This is a genomic window from Parasphingorhabdus sp., assembly GCF_036964565.1.
GTDB lineage: Bacteria > Pseudomonadota > Alphaproteobacteria > Sphingomonadales > Sphingomonadaceae > Parasphingorhabdus.
In genome coordinates, this window is the sequence record NZ_JBALTN010000005.1 from 154,306 (window position 1) to 167,972 (window position 13,667).

The 13,667-nt window shown below is 52.6% G+C and carries 6 protein-coding genes; 4 read left to right on the forward strand and 2 right to left on the reverse strand.

The window, feature by feature from the left end; translation table 11 throughout:
- Genes V7650_RS08555 through V7650_RS08565 form a run of 3 tightly spaced genes read left to right on the forward strand, consistent with a single transcriptional unit; the run spans position 1 to position 8,656 of the window.
- Positions 1-759, forward strand: a complete 759-nt coding sequence (locus V7650_RS08555; RefSeq protein WP_335655812.1) for a hypothetical protein — start codon at positions 1-3, stop codon at positions 757-759.
- On the forward strand, positions 756-2,837 hold the full coding sequence (locus tag V7650_RS08560; RefSeq protein WP_335655813.1) for a 3'-5' exonuclease: 2,082 nt from the start codon (positions 756-758) through the stop codon (positions 2,835-2,837). The genes V7650_RS08555 and V7650_RS08560 overlap by 4 nt, the downstream gene beginning before the upstream one ends.
- Positions 2,834-8,656: a DUF4011 domain-containing protein gene (locus tag V7650_RS08565; RefSeq protein ID WP_335655814.1), complete on the forward strand. Its 5,823-nt coding sequence runs from the start codon at positions 2,834-2,836 to the stop codon at positions 8,654-8,656. The genes V7650_RS08560 and V7650_RS08565 overlap by 4 nt, the downstream gene beginning before the upstream one ends.
- Before the next feature lie 398 nt (positions 8,657-9,054).
- On the opposite strand, the gene V7650_RS08570 is transcribed toward V7650_RS08565, so the two are convergent.
- Positions 9,055-10,026 (reverse strand): hypothetical protein, encoded by a 972-nt coding sequence (locus V7650_RS08570; protein ID WP_335655815.1) that lies wholly within the window; start codon positions 10,024-10,026, stop codon positions 9,055-9,057.
- Here V7650_RS08570 and V7650_RS08575 point away from each other — a divergent pair.
- Complete coding sequence (locus V7650_RS08575) at positions 10,009-10,416, forward strand: hypothetical protein (protein ID WP_335655816.1); 408 nt, start codon at positions 10,009-10,011, stop codon at positions 10,414-10,416. The genes V7650_RS08570 and V7650_RS08575 overlap by 18 nt on opposite strands.
- Positions 10,417-11,039: 623 nt before the next feature.
- On the opposite strand, the gene V7650_RS08580 is transcribed toward V7650_RS08575, so the two are convergent.
- A complete protein-coding gene (locus V7650_RS08580; protein ID WP_335655817.1) occupies positions 11,040-13,334 on the reverse strand; it encodes a hypothetical protein in 2,295 nt (764 codons plus the stop codon).
- Positions 13,335-13,667 lie beyond the last annotated feature (333 nt).

Genomic DNA, 13,667 nt, shown 5'->3' on the forward strand with positions numbered 1-13,667 from the left:
GTGCTACCCAAACATGGACGGTTGGATTGCACGCGTTGTTTCGGCGAAAAATCGTGTGATTTTGACAAAACAGCGGAAACATCGGGCGACTGGAGGATAGTCAATAATCCGTTGGCTTGGGGAAATCAGAAGGCAGAAATTGCGGTTCTGGGATTTTCAAAGGGACCGAATCAACGAGGGGCGCTGGCCACCAAATCAGTCGATGAAGTCGCGTTCGAACGCGGAAGAACTCCGCTGGCCAAAATTCTCCATCATATTAGACTCATTGAGCGGCCAGATCGAGACCTCGTTGACAGCAGTATTGAGGATGTAAACAGCCGTTTCCATTTCGGATCCTTGGTTCGCTGCTCCGTTGAGCGCTATGATACAAGCACTGGAGAATGGACTGGCACGGGAGCGGGTATGCTCGATCGCTTCGTCAAAAAGGAGTTCGGCCATCGCGTGGTAGGTAACTGCATTGAGCAGCATCTCGGCAATCTACCAATGGAAACGAAGCTTGTTATCCTTCTCGGCATGGGTTCGAAAGGCAATTACATCCGCTCGTGCAAAGAGGCATTTCGCAATGCGTTGGGCGGAAATTGGGAACAACATAACGAAGTGGCCTATAGCGACGGCAACCGCATGTTCGTTCACACCGAACATTTCAAATCGCAAGGTGCGCTTCTCCCTAATTGGCTTTCCGAAAGCCAGCACGAAAGAGGACGCTTAGGTTTGTTGGCTCGTGAGGCAGTGGCTGCGTCCGGCGTTGTGACGGTATGACACTGTTATATGCATCCACCTTCGCTGATGCGCTCGGAAAGCTTAACCATAACGAGCAGAAGCAGGTTAAGATAACTACGGTCGATCTAATGATGGATCCGAAGGGAGCTGGATTGAGCCTTGAAAGGATCAATCGCGCAGAAGATGAAAAATTGTGGTCAGCTCGCGTTTCAGGTGACTTGAGGATCATCATGCGGCGTGACGGCGAAAATGTATTGCTCGCCTATGTAGGGCATCACGACGATGCCTATCGCTGGGCAGAACGGCGTAAAATTGTTCCTCACGAACGCACTGGCGCCATGCAAATCGTAGAGTTGGTTGAAAGGGTGGAAGAAGTCGGCTCAGCGAATGCATCGCAAGAATATCCCCTCGAAAAAACAGACGAACCCGTTGTCCAACCTTTCTGGGTTCTGACGGACGATCAAATGCTGGATGTCGGAGTCCCCCGCGATTGGCTGCAGCCAGTGCGCGAAATGGCAGAAGGTGATCTGGATAACTTGTTCGAGAGGTTGCCGGCCGAAGCGGCTGAAGCCCTTTATGATTTCGCGACTGGCGGAAAATTGGAAGATCATATCGCTGTGGCTGCAAAGCCGGGTGAGAATCCCTTCGTTCATCCCGATGCCCAGCGACGTTTTCGGATTCTCGACAATATCGAAGAATTACAGGCTGCGCTGGATGCTCCCTTCGAAAAATGGGCGGTGTTCCTCCACCCTGCACAGAGGGAATTAGTCGAAAAGACAGTCAGTGGCCCAACGCGGGTAACGGGTTCTGCGGGCACCGGAAAAACGATCGTCGCTCTGCATCGCGCCGTGCATCTTGTGCGCCACGATAATGCTGCCAATGTGCTCCTTACGACATTCTCCAAGAAGCTTGCCGAATCGTTGGAGAGCAAGCGGGATATTCTCACCGAAGCGGAACCCGAGCTGCTGGATCGCATCACAGTGCGTCCGCTCGATCAAGCAGCCATTGAAATTTATACCCAGTTACAATCACAACCTAATCGAGCCACGCCTTCGCAAATTCGTTCATTCTTAAGCGAAGCGGAAAAGGCGGGCCTCGGTCAAGGTTTGTCGAAAGAATTTCTGTTCGAGGAGTGGGATGAGCTGGTCGATGCCTGGGGCGTTTCAGATCCGGACCAATACGCAGCCATTCCCCGGACGGGCCGCCGAACGCGGCTTGGTGCCCAGCAGCGAGAGGCGGCGTGGAGTGTATTCCACTTTGTCAGACGGCGATTGAAGGAGCGCAATCTTGTTACTTGGGCAATGATCTATGGCGCGCTTACAGATTGGTTGGAGGAAGAAGGTCTCGGAAAGCTGCCATACACGCATATCGTGGTGGATGAGGCACAAGACCTGACCGTCGCACAAGTGCGTTTTCTTGCCCAGGCCGGTCAGGATAGAAAAGACGCCCTTTTTCTTGCTGGTGACATTGGACAGCGCATTTTTCGATTGCCATTCAGTTGGGCGAAACTCGGGCTCGACATCCGCGGTCGGAGCCATTCTTTGAAGGTCAATTACCGGACTTCACACCAGATCAGAGCCATGGCCGATCGGCTACTGCCACCATCGATCACGGACATGGACGGCATAGAGGAAGGCCGGCGCGGCACCGTATCAGTGTTCGATGGCGTCGAACCAAAGGTAGTTCTAGCTAAAGATGAAGATGATGAATGTGCAAATGTGGCTGCATGGATCGAAAGCTGCATTGAGGCAGGTATTGCGCAAGCACAGATTGGCATTTTGGTCAGAAGTGACGGCCAATTGGGGAGGGCGAGAAATGCTGCGAAAGCGGCAGGATTCGACCCTAGATCCGAAAGCGGTATTGCCATTGTAACGATGCACGATGCCAAGGGGCTGGAGTTTCGTGCCGTTGCAGTCATAGCCTGCGACGAGGACATCTTGCCGGACCCCGCGCGGCTGGCAATGATCGGCGATATTGCGGAGATGGAAACTGCCTACGAGACCGAACGACATTTACTTTATGTTGCGTGCACCCGCGCACGCGATAAATTGCTAGTTAGCGGGGTGATGCCAGGGAGTGAGTTTATTGATGATATTTTGGCTAAGGTTGCATCATGACGCGGGCCTTAATGCTCCATTCGGCCGATCAGCTGGAAGAGGCTGCGCAGAGAAACAAAAGCAATGCCGCGGAGCTGAAGCTGATCCTGTCGGAGCTTGCTCATCGAAGAACAAAAAAAACAAGACGACTAGAAAAGCTTGTTCAAACCTATTTACTCGAATGTAATTCTCATGCGGTTAAGGAGAACGTGCATGAGGAGCGCGGTAAAATGAATGTAGCACCGCCGAAGGAAAGTGATGCAATGGCAGAAAAATTGCTCAACATCGACGAAACAACGCGACGGTTTACTGAAGGCGGAGTGGCCGAATTGCGCGCGAAGCTGATTGATTTGTCACGTCGCAATCCGCTCATTTCATTTAAGCACGGCAGTCGCTCAGCAAGTATGGTTAGAATTGTGGATGAGAGGCCCGACCTGCTGTTCGAAACCATTCTGCAGAAGGGAATGCGTTTCGAGGCCTTACCAGATGAAGAAACAATCCCACCCGATGAAGACACGGCTGAATTCAAGGTTGCCTATGAACGTGCACAGCTGACCAATGAAGCTTTTCTCGCAGAAACTGAAACATTGGGCGATGACGAGGCGGATGCCCAGCGCTGGGAAACTGCAGAACGAACCTTGCGCAGTGTAGTGCGTGAGGAACTGGGGTTGCCCAGGCTCGATTATGGCAAAGCAATCGATGTCGCTGCCATTGCTCGCGCACATGGTTTTGATCCATCTTATGATCTGAAATCCAGCGACGATCCGATTTCGGACCATCATAAGAATGACCGCATTCGCGTTTTGTTGACCCCCAAAGAACGTGATAAACGGCTCAAGACGATTTGGGAGCGATACCGCTCGCATCAACGTGAAACTGGCCTACATACACTGTTTTTGGCTATAGGATTTGTCCAATGGTTCGATGATAACGCTGGCGATACGCCAAACTTCGCACCTGCCTTACTGCTTGCCGTGGAAATCGAGCGCAAGGTAGTGCGTAGCCGGTATGAATATACCTTGTCTACGCACGATGAAGGGCTGCAAATCAACGTCGCCTTAGCCGAAAAAATGCGACAACACTGGCAACTGGCGATGCCGGAATTGCGACCGGACGAGACTCCAGAATCCTATTTCATTCGGCTCGAATCAGTTCTGGAACAAGGCCATCGGTTGAAATTAAGGCATTTCGCTACGCTTTGCGTTCTACCTTTCCCACGAATGGTTTTGTGGAAGGACTTGGATCCTGATGCGTGGCCGGAAAATGCATTTGCGGGTCACGGGCTGCTTCCTGGATTGCTAGGCGCTGCGCCAATGGGCGGTGATCCATCACCTCGCGAACCTTACGATATAGATTCTCCAGAATGGTCTGATCGTGCGCCAGCGCTGATTAGGCCCGCAGACGCATCGCAGCACAGCGCGCTGATAGAAACAGCCGAGGGTGCCAACTTGGCGATAGAGGGACCGCCTGGAACCGGTAAATCGGAGACCATAACCAATATTATCGCCACTGCGATCAGCCAAGGCAAAAATGTTTTGTTCGTCGCAGAGAAACAAGCAGCACTGCGCGTGGTGGCTGATCGACTGAAGGCGAGTGGGTTGGGCGAACTGGTGCTAGAACTGCATGGCGAAAGTGCAAAACGGGACGAGTTCTATCGCTCGCTGCGTGTCAGGCTGGACGCGCGCTCAGAACAACAACCTGATAAATTAGAACTGCGGCGGCGAGAATTGACTAGCCAACGCGATCTACTCCGCAACTATCTGGCACTGCTTGATACGTCTTTGGGGGCACTGGGTCGAAAAGCATATGATCTGGTCTGGCGAGAGCTAGCTTTGCGGGCAAATATTAGTGAATATGCTGAGGCTAATTTTAGTCACCTCGTTGGTATCAATGATGCTGCTTTGATCGACCAAACAGGGCTTATTGATACTCGCGGTCAGCTGACAACATATGCCAAGGCTATTGCAGCTTTGGATGACGGCCGCGATGTTCGGTCACTTTGGTTAAAGGCGCAAATTTTAACGATCTTCGATCAAAGCTCCCAGATTAGTGCCGCTTCCCGAGCGGCCGATGCTGCAGCCGCATTTGGTGCGCAGCTTGACGAACTCAGCGCGGTCGCGGCGCTTGATCTCCCTGGGCCGTGGCAAGATATTCAGCCTCTTCTAGACCAGCTAGGCATGATAGAACCGTTCGGCGACCTTCCGGAAGATACGATGAAGGCTGCTTTGCGTGAACCGGAAACTGTGCGATCTTTACTCCAAAAACAAAGTCGGTGGCGCCAGTTATATTCCCGGGCCAGCGAGGATATGAACGATGTCAATACTGCTAATCCCAATACAGTCAGCGCCCTAACCAATGCGTTAGCAGTTGTGGCTCCGATGCCTGAGACTGCCCGCAATGCCGAGGAGAGAGCAGTTCGATCGAAACTGGCTTGCGAAAGTTGGGATAGAGTGGCTGTTCATGCCGCATCTGTCGTTACCCAGCTTTGTTTGCCAAGCGACCTGCCAGGGGACGCGCTCCTGGTTGCTACTGAAACTGTTAAGCGGCTGACGGAAGTCGATGAAAAAAAACGCGCGTTCTATTCCCAGCGCTTGCTTGACCCAGTAGCTGGTCTGGTGCTGGGAGAAGAAGCCGACAAGGCAGAAAGTATCTGCAGTGAGCGTGATGCGGTCGAAGCCGACCTGCGCGATCCAACCAATGCAGAGCCTTCCGAAGAGCTTCTCAGGATCGCGGACATCTTGGAAGAGACCGGGTTTTTCGCACGCATTTTTAGCGGAGAGTTTCGTGCAGCACGTCGACGTGCCGCCCGTATCCTGCGCGACAGTGCCGACCGCGAGGTAGCGGCACATGCACTCAGACGCACCGCACGCCATCAACGCCAAGCTGATAGTTTTCTGGCTGATAGCGCCGTAAAAACATATTTTCCTGATGTGTTATGGAAAGGCGCCGGGTCGGACTTTTTAAATCTGCGGGAAGCAAGAATAGCGCTTGATGCAGCACGGCAGTCCTTCGCAACAATCGGAGCGAGCTCTGCTATCGGCGAATACTTGGCCTTAGGCGTAGACGGTCAGGCCATGATTGGCCGTGCGGCGAGCGAACTGCTGCCTGCTTTGGAAAACGCTTTGCAATATGTGCCGCTAAAAACGCGCGTCAACGATATTCCGGGGGAATTAGCATCGGGCCGTGACCACCTCCATCAGTTAACCGCTTCTATTCAATCACTTACAATCCGACCGGAGTGTCAGCTAGTTCGTGACGGAGAACCCTTGGACGAGCGCATTTCTGCTCTGTTGGGTAGCGTAGATGAATTCGATTCCATCCGTCAACATGCCGCGTTTGGTTGGGTCGGCGCCATCGATGAGCCGCTCGAAGCTCTGTCCCGCGCGCTTCAGTCGGCGGATCAGTTGCGCGCGAACCCAGACACGATGGGATTAGTTGAAGTGCTTAGCCGGAGCGAGCGGCCGGTCTCGATGATGGTTGATATATTAGGTCTGCGCGAAACGTTGATTGGATCAGCCGACAAGTGGCAGGAGGCTGAGAAGCTGCTTTTAGAGAGCGCAGGACTGGAAGTGGATGCATTGTGTGAGAGCAGTGACGGACGGGCATCTGAATCCTGGCACACGTTAGCAGATGACTTGGCTGCGATGGCAGCAGATAAAGCCGGGGCAAAACTGGCAGCTGATTTGTTCAAGTATCGCGCAGACTTAGACGGCGCGGGTTTAACCCTGCTGGCAGAAAGTGCGCTATCCGGCGCAGTCGAGCCCAACCATCTGGCCGATATCTATGAACTTGCTCTCGTCAATGGATTGCTCCGGCAATATCTCACGGGTGATGGGGCCGATCTGCAGAGAGCGGGTGGTCTGAACTTGGCCGCCGCGCGCAAAAGGTTCGTTGAGATTGATCTTGAATTGCATGCTTTGGAAGCCAAAGCAATTTTGGCAAATCGGCTGGAGGATGTTGCGCCTTGGGGTATCGGTCATGGGCTAGTCGGTGATTATACCGAAAAGGCGCTACTCAGTCATGAACTTGGTTTACGCCGTCCGCGCACCCCGCTTCGCGACGTAGCGCAGCGGGCGGGGAACGCCCTACAGACTTTGAAACCAGTCTGGATGATGTCTCCAGCCAGTGCGGCGCAGTATATCCGTCCCGGTAGCCTACAATTTGATTTGATTGTTATGGACGAAGCTTCGCAAATGCGTCCGGAATATGCAATTAGTTCGGTTTTACGGGGTAAGCAGTTCGTTGTGGTTGGCGACGCAAACCAATTGCCACCCAGCGACCATTTTCAAAGTCGGGATGATGGCGAGCAGGATGATGATAGCACCGGTATCGCCATTGATACGGAATCCATCCTTGACCTTGCAAGCTCTCGGTTCCGGCGCAAGAGACGACTCAAATGGGCTTACCGATTCCAGCATGAAAGCCTCATTCAATTTTCCAACCGTGAATTCTACGATGGTGACCTAGTTGTATTCCCCAGTCCTATAGGCACCGATGACGATTTGCTGGGCGTCCGTTGTTTTTATGTTCCGAGCATTCATCCCGACACTTATTATGAGAGTTCCATAAACCAGCGAGAAGCACAGGCCGTAATTGAAGAAGCCTTCCGGCTTATGATAGCTTATCCCGAACGATCGATCGGGATCGCGGCGATGAATGCTAAGCAAACAGAGTTGATCCAGAACGATTTCGACCGGCTGCAACTCGAACAACCTGAAGTGCGAAAATATCTGGATAGATATTCCGATTCCATTGATGAGTTTTTCATCAAGAACCTCGAAAACGTTCAGGGGGACGAGCGGGACATCATTTTAGTTTCGACCGTATATGGTCGAAACCAGGAAGGGATTGTCAAACAGAATTTTGGACTGATGAACCGCGAAGTTGGGTGGAGGCGACTGAATGTGCTCGTTACCCGTGCCAAGTTGTCAATCCGGATTTTTACGTCTCTCCTGCCAAATGACGTGAAAGTGGCAGCCAATTCCAGCCGCGGAATCCGGGCTTTTCATGCTTATCTCACTTATATTCATGGGGGCGGCGCGGTCGACGATGCTGTTGGTGGCGACGCAGAAAGCCCTTTCGAGGACTTTGTTGCCGAAAAATTACGGGCACATGGGTATGATGTGCTCCCACAAGTCGGCGTGAACGGTTTTCGCATTGATTTGGGTGTTCGGCATAGCGATTTTCCGTTAGGTTTTTTGGCTGGCGTTGAATGCGATGGAGCACCGTATCACACAGGTCACACGGTTCGTGACCGAGACCGTATCCGCCAGACACAGCTAGAAAACCTAGGGTGGCGTATTTATCGCGTTTGGTCTGTTGACTGGTATGCCGATCCAGACCGAGAAACACAGCGGCTGCTTCGGTGGCTGGACGGCGTTCGTGAACGCCGGATGGCCACACTCTCCGAAAAGCCGGTCATGCCTCCACAGCAAAAACAGAGCATTGAGCGAGAAGCTGATATAGAAATTGAGCTGACCGTCGATCATGATCAACAGGAGGAATCGCAGATCAAGATTGCGGGAATCAAGATCACTGAAGAAAGCAGTGATGATCAGGAGCCCCGTAAACCGGTTGGTCGAAGGATGAGAGATGTGGACGGAATAGTTTGGTATGAAGACCAGAAAGATACACTATATTCTGTTTGGGATGACGAGACGCTATTAGGCGAGGTGATGGTCTTATCCCGAGCTAGTGCAGCCCCTAAGCTTTACGGTGACCAAATTGTCGTGGCGCGCTCGGAATATGAAGGGAAAGTTGAAAGTTCGGGCGAGCGGTTTAAATCTGATGATATCTACGCCGCAATCCGCAAGATCGCCCAACTAAACATGGGTGATTAGCCCGCGGAATCGTTAACTGTTAAAATACGACAATGGGCGGAATCAGCAACCTAAGCAATTGTGCTGAGCAGCCTCGATAGCAGTGACAAAAATTAGCGCGCGCAATATGCCGCGGTCCATATGAGATGGTGAGCCAAGACGTATTTTAGCGGACCGAACCGCCGCCTGGCTATGGATTTCGTCGAGGCGACATCCGGATCTCAGCAATAGATCATGAAACCTCCTCGCTTCGTCCTTATGCATTCGGATGACAGTTCGCGCAACGGAGGCCCTGTCGTGAGGATAGCGGATAAAAAAACATCGCCGATGGTTGCGCGGCCGCTTTTCGCAACTTTGTCCAGATAACTGATCAAGCGGGTAACTTGGCCTAGGAATAGAATCACTGACCGCGCTGTGTTTCAGCGGGATGATTCACCGCGTGGCTGCCGCGCTCCCGACCCATAGTCGCCTTCCCTTTCGCCGGTATAACTGCGCTTTGCCTCTCCCCACAAGTCGCCAAGTTTCCCGCCAAGATAGCTCGCGGGCTTTGAATTCACGCCGGCCAGCACGCCGCGGGTAGCAAGCTCGAGAATGTTGATGACGGCCCAGACCGATTCCTCGAACGCCACGCCCACGCCGCTTGCCAGTCCCCCCACCGCATCGCCCGTTTCCCGATAGATACTTGCGCCGCGCGCTATGCCTTTGATTAGCCCGACGATGCTGATGAAGCCGAGGCTCGAAAACACCGCATCCAGTGCGGTATCGCTGAAATCGATGATCGGTCCGCCGAGGCCTAGCTCGACGGCATCGGTCAGAGCTTCATTGGTGTAGCCACCGTCGATTGAGTCCGTAATTCCGGCTTTTTCCGAGGTAACAATGGTCGGGATATGGTCGGCCACGCTGTTGATATAGCTGGCGCTGTCGGTCGCCTTTATCTGGTATTCGATCCCGTCGATCACGATATCCGTGTCGGGGTGGTTGAAATGCTCGAAACGCTCTCCGCCAAACTTTGCTTCGACAAGCTCTTCGAAATAGGCCCCCTTGGTCAGGGAAACCAATCCGGCCAATTGCTCGCTCGGCATCATCAGCGTGTCGAGCCAAATGTCCATATCGCCCATGCCTGCATAATGGTCATTCACATCGCGCAGGCTCGCGAAGATGTCGGACGCTTGCGATAGATCGCCCCAAGCCGATACCGGCACGGACAGCGCCGAGACATAGAGCGCGTTCTTGACGACCCAGTCGCTGTCGAAAGCCTCTTCGCGCGATTGCGGGATGGCGGTCAGCGCGAGGATTTCGACGTCCCGCGCCCGCCTCTCTACCAGATCGGCAAGCTCCGCGAAACGCTGATTGGCTTGCCGGAATTTCGGTGAATGTTCGAGCGTGCGCAAGGCGTGTTCGAGTTCGGCGATCTTCGCATCGACCTCAGTGAAATCAGGGCGCGACCATTGTTTGCGCCACTTAAGGATACTTTTCGCTATGGCCTCGTCGATCTGCCTTTGGGCTGCCGCTTTCTGTTCACTGATGGACCGGATCGCGTCGCGCAAGGCCCGTTTCGCGCGCAAGAAGGGATCGACCTGGCGCATTGCCTCGATCTGCTTGCGCAGGCTGGCGCCCGCTTGTGCGCAAAGCTGCCTGACAGCAGCTTCGCGTTCGCGCCGCACCTCACGGTCACTGACGCTGGACAAATGTCTCAAAATTTCGCGGTCGTGCAGGCTCAGCAGATAAGTCACGGCGGGTTCGGCTATTGCCCGCGCATCGAGATCGGCACGCAGATCTAGAATCTCCTCCGAGGACCCTGCATGGAACAGATCTTGCACGACAATCTCGGCCGCCTCAAAGCGCTCTATCCGGCTTTCAGCCTTGTGCCGGACGAGCGCGGCGGCGCCGCCCGCCGAACCTAGCACAAGCGCAGCGCCCCCCATGCTGAGGGCGAACAGGTCCGTAAAGTAAGACGATAGCGAACCCGCAAGAGCGCCTGCACCAGTGATAAGCGCTCCCGTGGTAAGGAAGGCATATGTTCTCCGCGCCAATGTGTGACGCCTGCGCAATGCTTCTATCGGATTGTTCATTGCACCCCGCTTCCCATGCATTGCACTGTTTAGCGGATGGTGGCTTATCAAGTAATTAAAAATTCTGGGGGAATAATTCGAAACGCTGATGCGGTGTCAGACCGATGGCCGAATGACTGCTTTCGACGGATCGACCACCGGAAGCAGACAGTCTCCTGTTGGCCAAGAACCTGATATTGGCTTTGGCTAATGTCACAGGGAGTGACGGCCAATTCAAAAATCTCTCTAAGGTCCAACTTCAGAGAGATTTTTTGAAAGTGCGTTTGGGACAGAAAACCGACTTTATCCCGACTTAAAATTCCGAAGTATTTGTTCGGCCCGTTCATCTGTCGCTAAATCGGACTTGAAATACGACGCCGTAAATAGTCATGATATGTTGAGGATGCCAGCACCGCATCTGCGTTCTCCCCGGCCTCGATCTCATCGACTTTCGCCATAGATAAACGAATATGAGAAGGACCAAACACGGGCTTTTCCTCTACATCGAGAAAAAAGTCAGGTGCCTCTACACCATGAAAATATCCCGGGCCAAATACCGGTTCAAACATATCCGGATCGTGGCGCACAATCAGAATAAAGGCCCACCAGCGAGCCAGGTCTTCAGTTGCTAAAGCCAAACGTTTCTGGTCTTCGAAGAACCCGTCACCCCTTGTTTCGGAAAGTTGTTTCAATCGCAAATTCACATTAGCCCGCAGCATTTTCATGAGCATTTGTGGATCACCGTTCGGACGAATGCTGGAAGGATCTGACGGCCTGCCAAAGGCTGATATCTTGCTCTTGTCTGCATCTTGCCAGCCCAGTTGGTCCCCATACCAGTCCAATGATGAATGCGGAGGCAGCATCAGCTCATGCCCTAATCCCAGCACTGATGACCGGCCGTCTACGATGGAAGCCCGATAGCTTGGACTCCACATCTCCAGCCGTGAAAGATCGGCCGCTTTCAATTTCTCGTCATGAGAAATTACCTGAGCGATCGGGCGAGTAGACATGTTGCTAAATGGAGGCTCGGCTGGACAATAGACCCAGCCCGCAAACGGATGTTCGTTATTTTTGGAACGATTAAAGCCATTGGAACGATGCTTATCCGCAATCTCTACTCGAAGATCGTCAAACTCATCTGGCCACGCGGGACCAGGTATGCCGGTGGGTGACGGTAAAAAATCAGCATCCGAAGTCCGCATGCGGGACGTGAGATCTGGAGAACTTTGATGAGCCATAGGCTCATTAACTGGCAAAGATTCCGTAGGCTTGACCCGAGGATTTTGAGGGCCTTCATCTGTTCGTAAATCAACGCCTATGGCGGATGAATTATTCGCATCAGACGATTCCGAAACCAACGTGTTGTCAATTTCACCAATAGGCAAAGGCATGGCACCTGATGCTAGAGCTAAATTCTTATTCGCTGTATCTTCGGTCAATTCAACCGCCTGAGCAACAGAATCTTCGGCCGAATTTTCCAGAATTTCGTCCGCGGCTGGGTTATCATCACCCCCTTTGCGAGCCAATTCGGGGTGACGCATAAAGTCCTCAATGCTCTCAAAAACCAGCTGGCCAGAGCTGTTCATCCCGCCATTCATATCAAGAGCAATCTGATATCCCCGTATCTCCAGCGCGGCGGCTTCCAGAGCTTCATCCTGGTCATTTTCAAGGCCAACCAGAGCAGTATTGGCGTTCTCCAGAGCCATACGAAGCCTCGTTTGCATGGTTTTGAAATCTTCGGATGCGCCCTCCATGGGAGAATTATCGCCAGCGTCCATGTCTTGCAAAGCACCAAATGGCTCAACCTCTGATGTTAACAATGCAGCAAACTGATCTTCTGTTTGCTGCATCGCGCTTTCAATTTTGGAGCGTGTTGCCTCACCGTTGGTAGTGCCGACCAGCAGGTCTATGATGGCAGACATCAGCTTCGAGCCAGACCTGATATCATTTCGCCGAACACCTGCAGCGTGGAAAGCAGCAAACAAGGGAAGCAAAAATTTGGGAATAGAATAACGCCATGATTCCGCCAAGGTCCGGCGCCGGACAAGTTCCTGCAACATAAACGCACGCGCTGCTTCATGCTCAGCCAGACGCACCGCATATCCAGACATTACGCGGTCATTGACCATGATGGAACGAAGCAAGCCATGCTCCGATTTGATCATTTTCGAGATGCTGGCATTATCCCTAAAGCGGCGATCGATATCGTCCTGCGCATCAAAATCCATAGTGCGATTGGATGCCTGAAAGAGCGAAGAGCGGATAAGCTGAAAGTCCTTGTCGGCTTCTACTATTCTGTCTTCCAAAGACTTGCCCGGACTCAACGATAGCGGGTCAGGGATAAGCCTGTCGATCTCACGTAACGCGTCCAATGCATTTGCCGGGGGAACGCCAATTTCGTCTAGAAATGCTTTCAGTTCGCGGCGACGGCGGTAGCGATCCCGGCGAATATCGGCAGTGGTAGAAGCCGCATTTTCTGATGTTTCATCGTCCAAAGAACTGCTCAGATTTTCGTTATCGCCTTCATTCGATAGCTCTGAATCGAACAATCCACCTGCGTTATTTTCTATAGATTCCCCGGTATCATTATCGATTGATTTGGGCGGCTTGCTATCGGGCTTACCTGCATTTTTGTCATCGTCCGTCATGCCCTAAGCTCCTATTCGCCATATCTAGCCGCCATATATCGGGCCGGTTATTGCAACGCTCAAATACCAAATTTCAGCGTGACGGACTGTCAATTTGCCCCGTATTGAGGGCAAACTACGTCGGACATGTAAATAGAACATGAAATCATTGATATTGAGACACTCTGCTTGAAGTGTCATCGCGGCAATTTGCAGCGTATTAGGATGTTCAGAGTGTCAAATGATGCCAATTTACGGCAAAACTACCTGTTCGAACTGTCAATGACACGGCATGGCTTTTTGCCAACTATGTTCAAAGTGTCAGGTGTTTCGGTCAGAATATCTCAGGCGTAT

Bases quoted from the DNA above. Each gene is read 5' to 3' on its own strand.
- V7650_RS08560 (WP_335655813.1), top strand. From the start codon at position 756: ATGACACTGTTATATGCATCCACCTTCGCTGATGCGCTCGGAAAGCTT.
- V7650_RS08565 (WP_335655814.1), top strand. From the start codon at position 2,834: ATGACGCGGGCCTTAATGCTCCATTCGGCCGATCAGCTGGAAGAGGCT.
- V7650_RS08575 (WP_335655816.1), top strand. From the start codon at position 10,009: ATGTTCGAGCGTGCGCAAGGCGTGTTCGAGTTCGGCGATCTTCGCATC.
- V7650_RS08580 (WP_335655817.1), bottom strand. From the start codon at position 13,334: ATGACGGACGATGACAAAAATGCAGGTAAGCCCGATAGCAAGCCGCCC.